The organism is Halomonas sp. B23F22_10, from assembly GCF_043496975.1.
GTDB classification, from domain to species: domain Bacteria; phylum Pseudomonadota; class Gammaproteobacteria; order Pseudomonadales; family Halomonadaceae; genus Halomonas; species Halomonas smyrnensis.
Genome location: NZ_JBIEKF010000004.1, coordinates 420,266 through 436,681, shown reverse-complemented (window position 1 = coordinate 436,681; position 16,416 = coordinate 420,266). Strand labels below are relative to the sequence as shown.

Below are 16,416 nucleotides of genomic sequence, written 5' to 3'. Positions count from 1 at the left end.
GGGGAAAACAAGGAATTATGTCGCGAGCGAAGAGAGGCTGGTCGCCGCTGGAGCACAGCCACCGGAGTGTAGCCTGCTACATGAGGATGGCGACGGTCCGACGCTTCGGCACCACCGGCGGCCAGGATATCGAGCGCAGCAATAAATCCTGTTTTCCCTCAGCGCAGCACGCCCTCTTCCTTCAACAGCTTGAGAATCGCCTCGGCGCCCTCTTCCGCGGTGACGTCGGTGAGCACCTGCCCCCCGCCGCCCTCGGCCTTGGCGGCCGCGGCCTTGAAGCGGTCGCGGGCCGAGGCGGCCTTGACGATCTTCAGGCGCTTGGGCCGCTTGCGGGCCGGCTGGGTCTCCCAGCTCGCCCAGGCCTCGTCCACGGTCACGCTGCCCGGCACCGCGGCCAGGTGGCCGCGACGGGCCGGGCCGTAGGCGCTCTGTCGCGGCGCCGGTGCCGCACCATCGACGGTGACGATGGCCGGCAGGCGCACCTTGAGCCGGCGACGCTGACCGCGGGGCAGCGCCTGCAGCAGGGTGGCGACGCCGTTCTCGACGCTTTCCACCGCCGCCAGGCCGCTGACCACCGGCCAGCCCAGGCGCTCGGCCAGCAGGTAGGGCAGCAGGCCGGAGCCTTCGCCCTGCTCGGCGCGCTCGCCGGTGATCACCAGCTGCGGCGGCGCCTCATTGAGGGCATCGGCGAGCGCGGGCAGCGCATCGGCGCCCTCGGGCTGCTCGACCAGGGTCAAGGCGTCGAAGCCCATGCCCAGGTAGCCGCGCAGGGCCGGCTCGCTGTCCGCTTCCTTGCCGCCGGCGTGCAGCAGCCGGACACTGGCGTCGGCCACGCCGCGGGCCAGCTCCACCGCCCGGGCGTCCTGGTCGGCGCGACGCGCGCGGCCGGTGACGGGATGGCGCCCCACGGAGACCAGTACGGTGATCTCCAGCGAGGCATCGACTCGGGCTTCAGGCCGCATCGCGCTTCTCCTCTCGTTGCTGCTTGACCATGGTCACCAGCGACGCGAGCACCTCGGCCGAGTCACCGATGACCGCCAGGTCGGCCCGCTTGATCATGTCGCAGCCGGGATCCATGTTGATCGCCACCACCTTGTCGCAGGTCTGGATCCCCTGCAGGTGCTGGATGGCGCCGCTGATGCCGACCGCCACGTAGACCCGGGCGGTGACCCAGGTGCCGGTGGCCCCGACCTGGCGATCGCGCGGCATGAAGCCGTCATCGACCGCCACGCGGGACGCGCCCTCGGTCGCGCCGAGCACCTCGGCGGCGGTGTGGTAGCCGTCCCAGTCGCGGATGCCGTTGCCCGCGGAGAGGATGAACTCGGCCTCGGCCAGCGCCACGCCCGCCGGATCGACGGGCACCTGGCCCAGGTCCTCGATGCGCGAGATCGGCGACGGCAGCTCCTGCGGCAGGCTCAGCGCCTCGGCCGCGTGACGGTTGTCGTCGACCGGCTCGGCGCACTCTTCGAGCGCGAGGGTGATGCGCGGCAGCGGCCGCTGGATGTCGAGGGTGGCCGCCGCCCCGCGGGCGGTGCACTGCCAGCCGAGCTCGGCAGTCGCGTCGGGCTCGAGCTGCCACACGCCGGTGGCCGGGCGCTCGCCGAGCCGCGCCGCCAGGCGGCGGCCCAGGTCGGCGCCGCCGAGCTTGGAGTCCGGCACCAGCCAGTGGCGCGGCGTCCAGGCCTCCTCCACCGCCAGCAGCGCGCCGAGGCGAGCCTCCGGGGCGAAGCCGTCGAAGCGGGGATCGTCGAGGGTCAGCAGGCGGTCGACGCCGGCCTCGCCGAAGCCGTGCTCTTTCAGCTCGCCGCCCCCCTCGCGGTTGTACCCGCCGAAGACCACCGCCAGCACCGCGCCCCGGGCGTTCGGATCGGCGTCGGCCAGCTGCCGGGCCAGGCCCAGCAGGTCGCGGTCGTGGCCGGAGAGGCGACCGCCGGCCATGTCCGGCACCACCGCCACCAGGAAGGCCGGCGATTCGATCTCGACCAGCGGCTTGCTCTGGGCGGCCGACTTGGCGGCCGCGCCGCCACCGGCGCCCTGCTGGACGCCGCTGCGGTCGATGCGCTTGATGCCGTTGGGGCCCATGAAGCCCACGGCATGCGGATTGCGGCGGACGATGCCCGCCGGTCCCATCCACTCGCTGGCCGCGCCCTGGCCGGCACTTTGTCCAAGCTCGGCCAGGACTTCCCGATGCTGCGGGTGCAGCCGGTTACGGGCGATCCACGCCTTGCGCGGATCACGACGGACGATATCGCTCATCACGCCACCTCCACGGCCTGGGGCCGGTTCGATGATTGCTGGGCCGCGCCGGCGGACGCCTCGGGCGCCTCGGTCAGGGCGTTGGCGACCAGTTCGGCGATGTCGCGCACCTCGGCGGTGGCATCGACCACGCCCTCGAGCATCGCGGTGCACTGCGGGCAACCCACGGCCACCAGCTCGGCGCCGGTCTCGCCCACGTCGCCCATGCGCATGTCGGGAATCCGGCGCTCGCCGGGGATATCGGTGATCGGCGCGCCGCCGCCACCGCCGCAGCAGCGGGAGCGGAAGCCGGAGCGCTCCATCTCTTTGAGCTCGATGCCGAGCGCCTTGAGCACGTTGCGAGGCGCCTCGTACTCGCCGTTGTAGCGGCCCAGGTAGCAGGGATCGTGATAGGTCACGCCGCCGCCCTTCCAGGGCTTGACGTGCAGGCGGCCGGCATCAAACAGCTCGGCGATGTAGGTGCTGTGGTGACTTACCTCGTACTGGGCCGGCATCCCGGGGCCGCCCAGCTCGCCGTACTCGTTGCCGAGCACGTGGAAGCTGTGCGGGTCACAGGTGACGATGCGCCGGAAGCGATACTTCGACAGGGTGGCGATGTTGCGCTTCGCCAGGCTCTGGAAGGTCGCTTCATCACCCAGACGACGGGCCACGTCGCCACTGTCGCGCTCCTCGTTGCCGAGCACCGCGAAGTCGACGTCGGCGGCGCGCAGCACCTTGACCAGCGAGCGCAGGGTGCGCTGGTTGCGCATGTCGTAGGCGCCGTCACCCAGCCACAGCAGCACCTCGGCCTCACCGCGATCCGCCATCAGCGGCAGCTCGAGGTCGGCAGCCCAGTGCATGCGGGCGTCGGGCGCGAAGCCGCCCGGGTTGTCGGTGGCGATCAGGTTGTCGAGCACCTCGGCGCCCTTGTTGGGGGTGTTGCCGTGCTCGAGGGTCAGGAAGCGACGCATGTCGACGATGGCATCGACGTGCTCGATCATCATCGGGCACTCCTCGACGCAGGCGCGGCAGGTGGTGCAGGACCACAGGGTCTCGGCGTCCACCAGGGCCTTGCCCTCGCGGGCCACGATCGGGCCCTGCGGGGTGCCTTGATGCTCGCCCACCGGCTGGCCCCCAAGTCCTTGTGAAGGGTGCGGGCTGCCGGCGTAGTGGGCGTCGCTGCCGCCGGCCATGCCGACCACCATGTCCTGGATCAGCTTCTTGGGGTTGAGCGGCTGGCCAGCGGCGAAGGCCGGGCACATGGCCTCGCAGCGGCCGCACTGCACGCAGGCGTCGAAGCCGAGCAGCTGGTTCCAGGTGAAGTCGCTGGGCTTCTCGACGCCCAGGGTGGCGTCCTGGTCGTCCAGGTTCAGGGCCTTGAGGCCGGTGGAGCGTTTGCCCTCGCCCCCACTCGTGGAGAAGCGCTCGGCGCGACGGTGGAAGGCCAGGTGCAGGGCGCCGGCGAAGGCGTGCTTCATCGGCCCGCCCCAGGCCATGCCGAAGACCATCTCGCCCAGGCCCCAGACCAGCACGGCGGACAGCGCCAGCGCCAGCACCCAGCTGACGCTCCCTTCGAAAAAGTTGTCGGGCAGCAGGCCCACGGCGGGCAGGGTGATGGCGAAGACGCTCAGCGAGAAAGCCATCAGGCTCTTGGGCAGGCGCATCCACGGGCCCCTGGAGAGCCGGGACGGCGGATTACGGCGACGGCGTGCCACGAAGCAGCTGCCGACGAACATGGTGGCACTGGCGGCCAGCAGCCCCCAGCCGAGCACGCCTTCGGCCAGGCCCAGGCCGTGCACCAGGACCATCAGCACGGCCGCGGCGACGAAGCCGCCGGCGGTGGCGACGTGGGTGTTGGACATGACCTTGTCGCGGGCGACCACGTGGTGCAGGTCGACCAGGTAGCGCCGCGGCACGGAGGCCAGCCCCTTGACCAGCGGCACGGGTGAGGGACGCCCCTGGCGCCACAGGCGCACGCGCCGGACGACGCCGATCGCCGCCAGGCCCAGCGCGGCGAAGATCAGGATCGGCAATAGGATATCGAGCATGACGCTCACCTCATCGGCGAGCCGGAAGCGGCAAGCCGGAAGCTGAAAGAAAGGGCGCAACGCGCGGGGATTCCTTCCAGCTTCAAGCTTCGGACTTCCAGCGAGGGGTTAAAAGTCCTTGCAGAGGCGCAGGGCGTCGTAGATCGCGGCATGGGTGTTACGCGGCGCGGTGCAGTCGCCCAGACGGAACAGCAGGAAGCCGTCGCCGTCCTCGCTCAGGCAGGGCTGCGGCTTGATGTCGTACAGCGCCTCGAGATCCACCTGGCCCTTGTTGCGCGACTCCTGCTTGAGCGCGAAGTAGAGCCCCTCGTCCGGGCGCACGCCGTTCTCGACCACGATCTGATCGACCACGCGCTCCTCCTGCTGGCCGGTGTACTCGTTCTCGAGCACCGCCACCAGGGAATCGCCCTCGCGATAGACCTTATGCAGCATCAGGTCGGAGGTCATGATCACCTCCTTCTCGTAGAGGCTGCGGTAGTAGGTCGGGAAGGTGGTGCCGCCGACCGCCGCACCGGGCTTGATGTCGTCGGTGACGATCTCGACCTTGGCGCCCTTGTCGGCCAGGTAGTCGGCCGCGGACATGCCGGCGAACTCGCACAGGGCGTCGTAGATCAGCACGTTCTTGCCCGGCTCGACCTTGCCGTTGAGCACGTCCCAGGTGCTGACGATCAGGCTCTCCTCGGGGTTCTCGGAGTAGCCCCACTCGGGATGCTGGTCCAGGTACGGCTTGCCGCCGGTGGCCAGCACCACGATGTCGGCCTTGAGGTCCTTGATGGTGGCCTCGTCGGCATAGGTGCCGAGGCGCTGGTCGACGTTGAGGCGGGCCAGCTCGAGCTGGTACCAGCGGGTGATGCCGGCGATCTGGTCGCGCTGCGGCGCCTTGGCGGCGGTGGTGATCTGCCCGCCGATGGCCTCGGCGGCCTCGAACAGGGTCACGTCATGGCCGCGCTCGGCGGCCACGCGGGCCGCTTCCATGCCGCCGGGGCCACCGCCGACCACCACGACCTTGCGCTTCCTGCCTTCGCTCGGCTCGATGATGTGCGGCAGGCCCATGTACTCGCGGGAGGTCGCGGCGTTCTGGATGCACAGCACGTCCAGCCCCTGGTACTGGCGGTCGATGCAGTAGTTGGCGCCGACGCACTGCCGGATCTGGTCGACCTGGTCCATCTTGATCTTGGTGATCAGGTGCGGGTCGGCGATGTGCGCGCGGGTCATGCCCACCAGGTCGACGTAGCCCCCCTCGAGGATGCGGCTGGCCTGGTTCGGGTCCTTGATGTTCTGGGCGTGGATCACCGGCTTGGAGACCACTTCCTTGATGCCCGCCGCCAGGTGCAGGAACGGCTCCGGCGGGAAGGACATGTTCGGGATGACGTTGGCCAGGGTGTCGTGGGTGTCGCAGCCCGAGCCGACCACGCCGAAGAAGTCCACCTGGCCGGTGGCATCGTAGTAGGCGGCGATCTGCTTCATGTCGTCGTGCGACAGGCCGTCCGGGTGGAACTCGTCGCCGCAGATGCGCAGGCCGACCGTGAAGTCGTCGCCGACCTCGGCGCGCACGGCCTTGAGCACTTCCATGCCGAAGCGCATGCGGTTCTCGAAGCTGCCGCCCCACTGGTCGGTGCGCTTGTTGACGCGCGGGCTCCAGAACTGGTCGATCAGGTGCTGGTGCACGGCGGACAGCTCGACGCCGTCCAGGCCGCCTTCCTTCGCCCGGCGCGCGGCCTGGGCGAAGTCACCGATGATGCGCCAGATCTCCTCCTCCTCGATGGTCTTGCAGGTGGAGCGGTGCACCGGCTCGCGGATGCCGGACGGCGACAGCAGGGTCGACCAGTTGAAGCCGTCCCAGCGCGAGCGCCGCCCCATGTGGGTGATCTGGATCATGATCTTGCCGCCGTGCTTGTGCACGGCGTCGGCCAGATTCTGGAAGTGCGGGATGATGCGGTCGGTGGACAGGTTCACCGAGCTCCACCAGGCCTGCGGGCTGTCGATGGAGACCACCGAGGAGCCGCCGCAGATGCACAGGCCGCAGCCGCCCTTGGCCTTCTCTTCGTAGTACTTGACGTAGCGGTCGGTGGTCATGCCGCCGTCGGTCGCGTAGACCTCGGCGTGGGCGGTGCTGACCACGCGGTTGCGAATGGTGAGGTTGCCGATCTCGATCGGCTGGAAGATCGCGTCGAATGCCATGGGTGATGCCTCCTCAGCCCTGCGCGTTGTTCGAGATGTCGGCGATCGGACGGGTCACGAAGACGCCGACGTCGCAGCCTTCTTCGGCGCCGCTCTGGGTCTGCTCGGCGACGGTGCGCAAGTCGCTGCCGCGGGCGGCGAGGATCTGGTCCATGGCGCCGGCGAACCAGCCGGTGAACATGTATTCGATCTTCCGGCCGACCTTGCCCATCTGATAGACGAAGGCGCTGTGCTCGAGGCGCACGCGGCAGGTGCCGGCGTCGAGATCGATGTCCTCGGTGATGAACAGCCCCCAGCCGCGCTGAGAGAGGCGCTTCATGTAGTGTTCGAAGACGTCGACGCCCTCGAGGCCGTGGCATTCGGCCTCCTTCTCGCACCAGTGCCAGGCGCTCTTGTAGCCGGCATCGTAGAGGATCTCGGCGTACTTCTCGGCCCCCAGGGCCTCTTCCACGGCGACGTGATTGTTGATGAAGAAGTGACGCGGCACGTAGAGCATCGGCAGGGCGTCGGTGGTCCAGATACCGGTGTCGGCATCCACTTCGATCGGCAGTTCAGGGGCCATCTTGGTCACGATCTTGTTCCTCGAATCTTGCTGATTATTATCGGGCTTCAATGGGCTCGCAGGAGCGGCTTCGGGCGTTGTTGGCTGTGCGTAAGCGGCTTCGAGCGGTGACGCGGTCGGGAGGGCGACGGGCCGCGACCCGTCGCACCGGGCTCACTCGCCCCAGACGTCCTTCAGGACATTGACCCAGTTCTCACCCATGATCTTGCGCACCTGGCGCTCGCTCATGCCGCGCTTCAGCAGCGCCTCGGTGAGGTTGGGGAATTCGCCGATGGTGCGAATGCCCTCGGGGTTGATGATCTTGCCGAAGTTGGTCAGGCGACGGGCGTAGCCCTTGTCGTGGGTCAGCCACTCGAAGAACTGCTTGTCGTGACCCTGGGTGAAGTCGGTGCCGATGCCGATGGCATCCTCGCCGACGATGTTCATGACGTACTCGATGGCCTCGACGTAGTCGTCGACGGTGGCGTCGACGCCGGCGCGCAGGAAGGGGGTGAACATGGTCACGCCGACGAAGCCGCCGTTGTCGGCGATGAACTTGAGTTCCTCGTCGGACTTGTTGCGGGGGTGTTCCTTGAGGCCGGACGGCAGGCAGTGGGAGTAGCACACCGGCTTCTCGGAGGCCTCGATCACCTCGCGGGAGGTGTGCTCGCCGACGTGGGAGAGGTCGCACATGATGCCGACGCGGTTCATCTCGGCGACGATCTCGCGACCGAAGCCGGACAGGCCGCCGTCGCGCTCGTAGCAGCCGGTGCCGACCAGGTTCTGGGTGTTGTAGCACATCTGCACGATGCCGACGCCGAGCTTCTTGAAGATCTCGACGTAGCCGATCTGGTCCTCGAAGGCATGGGCGTTCTGGAAGCCGTAGATGATGCCGGTCTTGCCCTCTTCCTTGGCCCGGGTGATGTCCGCGGTGGTGCGCACCGGACGCACCAGGTCGCTGGACTCGGCCATCAGGGCGTCGGTCTTGACGATGTTATCGACGGTGGCCTGGAAGCCTTCCCAGACGGACACGGTGCAGTTGGCGGCGGTGAGGCCGCCCTTGCGCATGTCCTCGAACAGCTCGCGGTTCCACTTGGCGATAACGAGACCATCGATGACGATGGCGTCCTGGTGCAGCTCGGCAGGGGTCATGGCTGGGGGCTCCGTAATAGCGCATGGTCACGCCGGCAGCATATCCCCCGCCCCGCGGGCCCCGGCGCCTGGAAACGACCGGAAAAATTCCAAAAGCGTCACGCCCGTCGCGATCGCGACACGCCGCGAATTCGGTGTCGCGTCAGAGACGTTCGAGGTAGGTGGCACCGCCGAGATTGCGCATCTGGCCGCGGATCCAGGCGCTGCGCTGCAGCACGTAGCCGCTGGGGCGCGAGGCGCTCCAGCCGCGGGGATTGGGCAGGATGGCGGCCAGTCGGCTGGCCTGGGCGTTGCTCAGACGCGACGCCGGAACACCGAAGTAGTGACGAGAGGCGGCCTCCAGGCCGAAGACCCCGTCGTCCCATTCGGCGATGTTGAGATAGACCTCGAGGATGCGCTCCTTGGGCCAGAGCGTCTCGATGAGCAGGGTGAACCAGGCCTCCAGGCCCTTGCGCACCCAGTTGCGACCGGTCCACAGGAAGAGATTCTTGGCGGTCTGCTGACTGAGGGTGCTGGCGCCGCGCAGGTCACCGCCGCTGAGGCTGGCCTCGACGGCGCGGCGCAGCTCGATCAGGTCGAAGCCGTGATGGTCGGGGAAGCGCTGATCCTCGGCGGCGATCACCGCCAGCTTGGCGCTGTCGGCCAGCTCGCCCCAGGGGCGCCAGTCCTGGCGGATCTCCAGTGCATCGCCGTCACGCCAGGCCTGCACCTTGCGCTCGAGCATCACCATGGAGCCACCCACCGGCACCACCCGGAACATCAGCACCACCAGTACGCTCAGCCCGATCCCGCCGAGCAGCGCGAGCCCCAGGGCCCGCGCTAGCCATCGCCATCCGTTTCCCATCGCTCCCTGCCCGGCACTCCGTCAGGGGCACACTCCCCGAGGATGGGGATGCGCCCTCCCGGCGCCAGGCGTTAGCTCAGCCTGACGCTGGCGTAGGTCGGCTCCCCTCGGGCCTGGTCCAGGGCGCTCATGGCCGCGGACACCGGCGTGTCGGGCACCGACTCGAAAGAGGCGGACTGTAGCATGACGGCGGCATCCTGGCCCAGCTGCACCGGCACCAGGTCGACGGCGCTGGAGCCCAGACGCTCGTCGCGGGGCGGGATGCCGAAGTATTCCCGATAGCACTTGGAGAAGTGCGGCGTGGAGACGAAGCCGCAGGCCGAGGCCACCTCGATGATCGACATCGGCGTCTGCTTGAGCAGCTGTCGGGCCCGGGTCAGGCGCAGCTTGAGGTAGTAGCGCGACGGCGAGCAGTGCAGGTTCTTCTGGAACAGCCGCTCCAGCTGGCGCCGCGACACGTTCACGTAGCCGGCCAGCTCGTCGAGGCTGATCGGCTCCTCGAGGTTGGCCTCCATCAGCGCCACGATCTCCAGCAGCCGCGGCTGGGTGGTGCCCAGCACGTGCTTGAGCGGCACCCGCTGCTGGTCCTGCTCGTTGCGCACGCGGTCGTAGATGAACATCTCCGAGATGCCGGCGGCCAGTTCGCGGCCGTGGTCGCGGCCGATCAGGGTCAGCATCATGTCCATCGGCGCCGTGCCGCCGGAGGCGGTGGCCCGGTCGCGGTCGATGGAGAACAGCCGGGTGGTCAGGGCGACCTTGGGGAAGGCCTCCTGCATGGCGGCCAGGCACTCCCAGTGCACGCTGGCCTCGAAGCCGTCGAGCAGCCCGGCGCGGGCCAGGGCCCAGGAACCGGTGCAGACGGCACCCAGGCGGCGCGAATGGCGCGCCTCGGACTGCAGCCAGGCGACGTGTTCACGCTGCACGCTGCGCTGCGGGCCCACGCCGCCGCAGACGATCACCATGTCCAGCGCCAGCGGCACGGTGGTGGAGGCATCCGGGGTGATCTGCAGGCCGTCGCTGGCGCGCACCGGGCCGCCATCCAGGGTCAGGGTGTACCAGCGGTAGAGCTCGCGCCCGGCCAGCTGATTGGCCATGCGCAGGGGTTCGATGGCCGAGGCCAGGGAGATGAGGGTGAAGTTGTCCAGCAACAGGAAACCGAGCGTCTGCGGCCCGGCGGCATGACGCGAGGTCTGAGGAGCGCTTGTCATCGTCCATACTCCAGCACGGTGGTGTTGTCATCGTTATTGTCGAGTCAGGCAAGGACATTGCCCTGGAGGCCCGCCTGTCGCGGACAGGCATGCACGCTTAGAAATTTACCGACTGTGTCGTTTTCTGGCATGTCAAATTTGCCTATCGGGAGGCGTTTTCCCGGTACAGCGCGACAATGAGTCGCCGATAGGCATGAAAGCGTCGCTGAGGAACGCGAGGGGGGAACGACAGGCGCCGCCTGCGAGGAGGCGGCGCGTCACGGGCCGCAGAGCGGCCCGACATGGAACCTCCCGGTGCGCCTCGCGGAGCCGCATCGGCGCACGGCTGGCGCGACTCAGTGCCTGGCGTGGAGGTGCTCGGCGTGGTAGCGCAGGTGATCGTCGATGAAGCTGGCGATGAAGAAGTAGCTGTGGTCATAGCCCGGCTGGCGACGCAGGGTCAGCGGATGGTCGTGCTCGGCGCACACCGCTTCCAGGCGCTCGGGGCAAAGCTGCTCCTCGAGGAAGTTGTCGGCCTCGCCCTGATCGATGAACAGCGGCTGACGGGAGGCGCCGCGCGCCACCAGCTCGCAGGCATCGTACTGGGTCCACTGGCTGACGTCCTCGCCCAGGTAGTTGCCGAAGGCCTTGCGGCCCCAGGGACACTGGCTCGGGTTGACCACCGGCGCGAAGGCCGACACCGAGCGGTAGTGCCCGGGGCGACGCAGGGCCAGGATCAGCGCGCCGTGACCGCCCATGGAGTGGCCGCTGATGGCCTCGCGGCCGTTGACCGGGAAGTGCTGACGCACCACCGAGGGCAGCTCCTCGGCCACGTAGTCGTACATCCGGTAGTGGTCCTTCCACGGCGCCTGGGTGGCGTTGACGTAGAAGCCCGCGCCGGTGCCGAAGTCGTAGCTGTCGTCCTCGCCCGGCAGGTTCAGCCCGCGGGGACTGGTGTCCGGGCAGACGATGGCGATGCCGAGCTCCGCGGCCAGGCGCTGGGCGCCGGCCTTCTGCATGAAGTTCTCGTCGGTGCAGGTCAGCCCCGACAGCCACCACAGCAGCGGCACCCGCTCGGTCTCCGCCTGGGGCGGCAGATAGATGGCGAAGGTCATCTCGCAGTCCAGCGCCCGGGAGCGATGGCGATAGCGCTTGTGCCAGCCGCCGAAGCTGCGGTTGGCCGACACCAGTTCGAGCTGTTCGGTCATGGTCATGAGCGACTCCTCATGGAATTCGAGAGCTGCCGGGCGTCGCATTCGCGACACCCGACATCGAAGGCGGATCGTTCACGCCCGCCGCGAGCGCGGCGGGCGCAAATCACCCGCGCGGCAACGGGCAGGTATCGAGTCCTGCGCAAGGGGTCGAGCGAGTATCCCCGCGCGGTCGGGCGCGTGCTAGCCCTGTGCGCGGGGTCGGACGCGTGTTAGCCCTGCGCGCGGGGTCGGGCGCGTGTTAGCCCTGCGCGCGGGGTCGGGCGCGTATCAATAGTGCAGCACGGTGCGGATGCTCTCGCCCTTGTGCAGCAGCTCGAAGGCCTCGTTGATCTGCTCGAACGGCATGTCGTGGGTGATGAAGTCGTCGATGTTCAGCTCGCCCTTCATGTAGCGATCGACGTAGCCCGGCAGTTCGGTGCGGCCCTTGACGCCGCCGAAGGCGGAGCCTTTCCAGACCCGGCCGGTGACCAGCTGGAACGGCCGGGTGGAGATCTCCTCGCCGGCGCCGGCGACGCCGATGATCACGGACTCGCCCCAGCCCTTGTGGCAGCACTCCAGGGCCGAACGCATGACGTTGACGTTGCCGATGCACTCGAAGGAGTAATCGACGCCGCCGTCGGTCATGTCGACGATGACCTGCTGGATGGAGTCGCTGTAGTCCTTCGGATTGACGAATTCGGTGGCGCCGAACTGCTTGGCCAGCTCGAACTTCTCCGGGTTCACGTCGATGGCGATGATGCGACTGGCCTTGGCCATCTGCGCGCCCTGGATCACGGCCAGGCCGATGGCGCCGAGGCCGAACACGGCCACGGTGGAGCCCGGCTCGACCTTGGCGGTGTTCATGACCGCGCCGATGCCGGTGGTCACGCCGCAGCCCAGCAGGCAGATCTTGTCCAGCGGCGCTTCCTTGGAGACCACGGCCAGGGACACCTCGGGCACCACGGTATACTCGCTGAAGGTGGAGCAGCCCATGTAGTGGTGCAGCTTCTGGCCGTCGAGGGAGAAGCGGCTGGTGCCGTCGGGCATCACGCCCTTGCCCTGGGTGGCGCGGACCGCCTGGCACAGGTTGGTCTTGCCGGACAGGCAGAACTTGCACTTGCCGCATTCGGCGGTATAAAGCGGTATGACGTGGTCTCCGGGCTTGAGGCCGGTGACCCCCTCGCCCACTTCCTCGACGACGCCGGCACCCTCGTGGCCCAGCACGGACGGGAACAGGCCCTCCGGATCGGCGCCGGACAGGGTAAAGGCATCGGTGTGGCAGACGCTGGTGGCGGCCATGCGTACCAGCACCTCACCGGCCTTCGGGCCCTCGACGTCGATCTCGGTCAGCTCGAGCGGCTTGCCCGCTTCCAGGGCAACGGCGGCGCGTGACTTCATGATTCACTCCTCTCAATGGGGTTGGCCTTCCCACAGTTTAGGCAAGACCGCATACTCGGATAAACTGCATTAAACGCATGACATTGTTGCCACCTGACAACAATCCAGCGTACCAGCCACCGGAGGACACCCCGCATGCAACGCTGGGACCGCGTCGAGGCCTTCATCGAAGTCGTGCGCCTGGGTACCTTCAAGGCCGCCGCCGAACGCCTCAAGGTCTCGAGTTCCCATGTCAGCCGGCTGGTCAGCCAGCTGGAGAATCAGCTGGGCACGACCCTGCTCTATCGCACCACCCGGCGGATTCGCCTCACCGAGGCGGGACAGCTCTACTACCAGCACTGTCAGCACCTGTTCGAGGGCTTCCGCGAGGCCGAGACCGCGGTCAAGGAACTGCAGGACACGCCCACCGGCCTGCTGAGCCTGACCTGCGCCACCACCTTCGGCGAACGCTTCATCGCGCCGCTGGTGCATGACTTCATGTGCGCCAACCCGCGGCTCGAGGCACGCATGCACTTCACCAATCGCCAGGTGGACATCATCGACGAGGGCTTCGACATCGCCATCCGCATGGGTCGGCTGAAGGACTCCTCGCTGATCGCCAGGCGCCTGTGCGAGCGGCGCGAATACGTGGTCGGCGCGCCCGCCTACTTCACCCGCATCGCCCAGCCCCACAGCCTCTCGGAGCTGTCGCATCACCGCTGTCTGGTCGGCTCGCGGGACTACTGGCGCTTCGACGTCGACGGCGTGCGCCGCGACATCCGCGTCGACGGCCCGCTGAACGGCAACTCCGGTCCGGCGCTGCTCGATGCCGCCCTGAAAGGCCTGGGGCTGGCCCAGCTCCCCGACTACTACGTCGAGGAGCACCTGGCCCGGGGCGAGCTGATCAGCGTGCTCGACGCCTATCGCCACGGCGACACCGCGGTGTGGGCCGTCTACCCCCAGCACCGCCACCGCTCGGCCAAGGTGCAACGCTTCCTCGACTATCTGGTCGCCCATCTCGGCGACACCCTGCCGGCGCGCCGCGGCTGAGCGGCCGCCTGACCGGCATCCGGAAAAAAAAGGCGCGCCACCCGAGTGGCACGCCGGCAAGGACGGCACCCGCCGCCCGACAAAGAGACGGGTTCAGCATTCGATGGCGTTGACCGCCAGGCCGCCCTTGGAGGTTTCCTTGTACTTCTCCTGCATATCGGCGCCGGTATCGCGCATGGTGCGGATCGCCTTGTCCAGCGAGATGAAGTGTTCGCCGTCGCCGCGCAGGGCCATCTGGGTGGCGTTGATCGCCTTCACCGAGGCGATGGCGTTGCGCTCGATGCAGGGCACCTGGACCAGGCCGCCGACCGGATCGCAGGTCAGGCCCAGGTTGTGCTCCAGGCCGATCTCGGCGGCGTTCTCCACCTGCCCCGGGGTGCCGCCCAGCACCTCGGTGAGGCCGGCGGCGGCCATGGCGCAGGCCGAGCCCACTTCGCCCTGGCAGCCAACCTCGGCGCCGGAGATGGAGGCGTTCTTCTTGCACAGGATGCCCACGGCTCCGGCGGTCAGCAGGAAGTCGACCACGCAGCGCTCGTCGGCGCTGGCCTGGAACTTCATGTAGTAGTGCAGCACCGCGGGGATGATGCCGGCCGCGCCGTTGGTCGGCGCGGTGACCATGCGCCCGCCGGCCGCGTTTTCCTCGTTGACCGCCAGGGCGAAGACGTTGACCCAGTCCATGGCGGAGAAGGTCGAGGCGATCAGGCTGCCGTCGTCTTCCATGGCCTCGAGGCGGCGATGCAGGGTGCCGGCGCGGCGCTTGACGTTGAGGCCGCCGGGCAGCACGCCCTCGCCCTCGAAGCCCTTCTGCACGCAGTCCTGCATGGCCTCCCAGATGCGCCACAGCCCGGCGCGGATCTCGGCCTCGCTGCGCCAGGCCTTCTCGTTCTCCAGCATCAGCTCGCTGATGCGCAGGCCATGCAGGCGACACAGCGCCAAAAGCTCGCCGGCGGAGTTGAAGTCGTAGGGCAGCGCGGTGGTATCGCTGTCCAGCTCGCCGCTGGCCGCCTGGGCCTCGTCGACCACGAAGCCGCCGCCCACGGAGTAGTAGATGTTGCGGTACAGCTCCTGGGAATGGCCGTGGGCCACCAGGGTCATGGCGTTGGGGTGATAGGGCAGGCTCTCGTCGTGCCACTGCAGGTCACGCGCCCACAGGAAGGGAATCGCCAGATGGCCGTCGAGCAGCAGGGTCTGGGACTCCAGCAGCTCCTCGATGCAGGGCGTGACGATGTCCGGGTTGATCGACTCGGGGCGCTCGCCCATCAGGCCCATGATGGTCGCCTGGTCGGTGCCATGACCCTGACCGGTGGACGACAGCGACCCGTGGAGATGCACCTCGACCCGCGCCACGCGCTCCAGCAGGTCCTGGCGACGCAGTTCCTGAACGAAGTCATAGGCTGCGCGCATCGGGCCGACGGTATGGGAGCTGGAAGGGCCGATGCCGATCTTGAACAAGTCGAAGACGCTGATGGACATGGGGAGAACCTCGGGCGGGGCCGGATCGTTCCGACGCCGTCTTGTTGTCAGTTACACTAAAGCCTGGTGGCCTTGGCTTGCCTTGGACCTTAATGTTGTCCGCACTGGGGCATGACGACAATCCAGAATATCTCGCCCACGATATAGAATGACTAAACCATGAGCCGACTCCTCAACGCCCAGACCCATGCCTGGCTGAAGGTCTTCGCGGTCAGCGCGCGCCACCTCTCCTTCACCCGCGCGGCGGAGGAGCTGCACGTCACCACCGGCGCCGTCAGCCAGCAGATCAAGCAGCTCGAGGAGCGCCTCGGGTTCAAGCTGTTCCGACGCCTGCCGCGTCGCCTGGCGCTGACCGAAGAGGGCCGGCGGCTGGCCTCGGTGGTCGACGAGGCCTATCAGGCGGTGGGCCTGGAGGTAAAGCGGCTGCGCAGCGGCGTGATGAGCGGCATCATCCGCATGCGCGTGGTGCCCTCCTTCCTCAACAAGTGGCTGATGCCGCGCCTGCCCCGCCTGCAGGCACGCTTTCCCGACATCGAACTGCACATCCTCTCCGAGGACAGCAACATCTCGCTGCGCGAAGGCGAGTTCGACCTGGCGCTGGATCTCAACGACGGCCACTACCCCGGCATGTCGATCACGCCGCTGATGGAGGAGACCATCTTCCCGGTCTGCGCGCCCTCGCTGATGCGCGGCCGGCCGCCGCTGCGCCGCCCCGAGGACCTGGCCTGGTATCCGCTGCTGCACGACGTCACCGCCTGGCGCGGCAGCCACGACTATGGCGAATGGGAACACTATCTGCAGGCCACCGAAGCGCCCTACATCAACGTTCGACGCGGCTACACTTTCAACCGCAACCACCTGACCATGGAGGCCGCGCTGGCCGGCATGGGCGTGGCCATCGCGCGCCAGACGCTGATCACCAGCGAGCTGGACACCGGCGCCCTGGTGGCGCCCTTCGAACAGCGCGTCGCCACCGGCATGCACTACGGCATCGTGCACGCCGCGGGCTCGCTGGACGACCGGCGGATCTGCGCGGTCCACGACTGGCTGCTGGAGGAAGCGCGGCGACAGCATCCCTCACGGCATCCGGTGGTGGCAGACAACGCCCCATCTTGAGACGTATAATTAGCCGCCT

Annotated in this window: 13 protein-coding genes; 2 read left to right on the top strand and 11 right to left on the bottom strand. The window is 68.3% G+C overall.

Going from position 1 to position 16,416, the window contains the following annotated elements; genetic code table 11:
* Window positions 1–158 precede the first annotated feature (158 nt).
* The 10 genes from etfB to ACGTNF_RS11770 form a co-directional block, all read right to left on the bottom strand.
* Entirely contained in the window at window positions 159–962 is an 804-nt protein-coding gene (etfB, locus tag ACGTNF_RS11815; RefSeq protein ID WP_152479581.1) for an electron transfer flavoprotein subunit beta, read from the bottom strand.
* Window positions 952–2,256 carry an electron transfer flavoprotein subunit alpha gene (gene etfA, locus ACGTNF_RS11810; protein ID WP_394601880.1) on the bottom strand — a complete coding sequence of 435 codons (1,305 nt, stop codon included), beginning with the start codon at window positions 2,254–2,256 and terminating at the stop codon, window positions 952–954. Before etfA ends, etfB begins: the two co-directional genes overlap by 11 nt.
* Complete coding sequence (locus ACGTNF_RS11805; protein ID WP_394601879.1) at window positions 2,256–4,283, bottom strand: (Fe-S)-binding protein; 2,028 nt, start codon at window positions 4,281–4,283, stop codon at window positions 2,256–2,258. Before ACGTNF_RS11805 ends, etfA begins: the two co-directional genes overlap by 1 nt.
* 108 nt (window positions 4,284–4,391) lie before the next feature.
* Entirely contained in the window at window positions 4,392–6,464 is a 2,073-nt protein-coding gene (dgcA, locus tag ACGTNF_RS11800; RefSeq protein WP_394601878.1) for a dimethylglycine demethylation protein DgcA, read from the bottom strand.
* Between the two features lie 13 nt (window positions 6,465–6,477).
* Window positions 6,478–7,035 (bottom strand): DUF5943 domain-containing protein, encoded by a 558-nt coding sequence (locus tag ACGTNF_RS11795; protein WP_016853728.1) that lies wholly within the window; start codon window positions 7,033–7,035, stop codon window positions 6,478–6,480.
* A 144-nt stretch (window positions 7,036–7,179) separates the two neighbouring features.
* The gene (locus ACGTNF_RS11790) at window positions 7,180–8,157 is read right to left on the bottom strand and encodes a dipeptidase (protein WP_016853727.1); all 978 of its coding nucleotides are present in this window, start codon (window positions 8,155–8,157) and stop codon (window positions 7,180–7,182) included.
* A 142-nt stretch (window positions 8,158–8,299) separates the two neighbouring features.
* Complete coding sequence (gene mtgA / locus ACGTNF_RS11785) at window positions 8,300–9,001, bottom strand: monofunctional biosynthetic peptidoglycan transglycosylase (protein ID WP_394601877.1); 702 nt, start codon at window positions 8,999–9,001, stop codon at window positions 8,300–8,302.
* A gap of 71 nt (window positions 9,002–9,072) precedes the next feature.
* On the bottom strand, window positions 9,073–10,209 hold the full coding sequence (gene gbdR, locus ACGTNF_RS11780) for a choline metabolism transcriptional regulator GbdR (RefSeq protein WP_016853725.1): 1,137 nt from the start codon (window positions 10,207–10,209) through the stop codon (window positions 9,073–9,075).
* Between the two features lie 335 nt (window positions 10,210–10,544).
* The gene (fghA, locus tag ACGTNF_RS11775; protein WP_394601876.1) at window positions 10,545–11,402 is read right to left on the bottom strand and encodes an S-formylglutathione hydrolase; all 858 of its coding nucleotides are present in this window, start codon (window positions 11,400–11,402) and stop codon (window positions 10,545–10,547) included.
* A gap of 267 nt (window positions 11,403–11,669) precedes the next feature.
* Window positions 11,670–12,779 (bottom strand): S-(hydroxymethyl)glutathione dehydrogenase/class III alcohol dehydrogenase, encoded by a 1,110-nt coding sequence (locus tag ACGTNF_RS11770; protein WP_394601875.1) that lies wholly within the window; start codon window positions 12,777–12,779, stop codon window positions 11,670–11,672.
* Window positions 12,780–12,914: 135 nt separating this feature from the next.
* Between ACGTNF_RS11770 and ACGTNF_RS11765 the strand changes: the two genes are divergently transcribed.
* Entirely contained in the window at window positions 12,915–13,808 is an 894-nt protein-coding gene (locus ACGTNF_RS11765) for a LysR family transcriptional regulator (RefSeq protein ID WP_394601874.1), read from the top strand.
* A gap of 93 nt (window positions 13,809–13,901) precedes the next feature.
* Here ACGTNF_RS11765 and ACGTNF_RS11760 read toward each other — a convergent pair whose 3' ends face one another.
* Entirely contained in the window at window positions 13,902–15,281 is a 1,380-nt protein-coding gene (locus ACGTNF_RS11760; RefSeq protein ID WP_394601873.1) for an L-serine ammonia-lyase, read from the bottom strand.
* Window positions 15,282–15,440: 159 nt separating this feature from the next.
* Between ACGTNF_RS11760 and ACGTNF_RS11755 the strand changes: the two genes are divergently transcribed.
* On the top strand, window positions 15,441–16,397 hold the full coding sequence (locus ACGTNF_RS11755; protein ID WP_394601872.1) for a LysR substrate-binding domain-containing protein: 957 nt from the start codon (window positions 15,441–15,443) through the stop codon (window positions 16,395–16,397).
* Window positions 16,398–16,416 lie beyond the last annotated feature (19 nt).

Coding starts and splice junctions, on each gene's coding strand:
- etfB (WP_152479581.1), bottom strand. CDS start 962: ATGCGGCCTGAAGCCCGAGTCGATGCCTCGCTGGAGATCACCGTACTG.
- etfA (WP_394601880.1), bottom strand. CDS start 2,256: ATGAGCGATATCGTCCGTCGTGATCCGCGCAAGGCGTGGATCGCCCGT.
- ACGTNF_RS11805 (WP_394601879.1), bottom strand. CDS start 4,283: ATGCTCGATATCCTATTGCCGATCCTGATCTTCGCCGCGCTGGGCCTG.
- dgcA (WP_394601878.1), bottom strand. CDS start 6,464: ATGGCATTCGACGCGATCTTCCAGCCGATCGAGATCGGCAACCTCACC.
- ACGTNF_RS11790 (WP_016853727.1), bottom strand. CDS start 8,157: ATGACCCCTGCCGAGCTGCACCAGGACGCCATCGTCATCGATGGTCTC.
- mtgA (WP_394601877.1), bottom strand. CDS start 9,001: ATGGGAAACGGATGGCGATGGCTAGCGCGGGCCCTGGGGCTCGCGCTG.
- gbdR (WP_016853725.1), bottom strand. CDS start 10,209: ATGACAAGCGCTCCTCAGACCTCGCGTCATGCCGCCGGGCCGCAGACG.
- fghA (WP_394601876.1), bottom strand. CDS start 11,402: ATGACCATGACCGAACAGCTCGAACTGGTGTCGGCCAACCGCAGCTTC.
- ACGTNF_RS11770 (WP_394601875.1), bottom strand. CDS start 12,779: ATGAAGTCACGCGCCGCCGTTGCCCTGGAAGCGGGCAAGCCGCTCGAG.
- ACGTNF_RS11765 (WP_394601874.1), top strand. CDS start 12,915: ATGCAACGCTGGGACCGCGTCGAGGCCTTCATCGAAGTCGTGCGCCTG.
- ACGTNF_RS11760 (WP_394601873.1), bottom strand. CDS start 15,281: ATGTCCATCAGCGTCTTCGACTTGTTCAAGATCGGCATCGGCCCTTCC.
- ACGTNF_RS11755 (WP_394601872.1), top strand. CDS start 15,441: ATGAGCCGACTCCTCAACGCCCAGACCCATGCCTGGCTGAAGGTCTTC.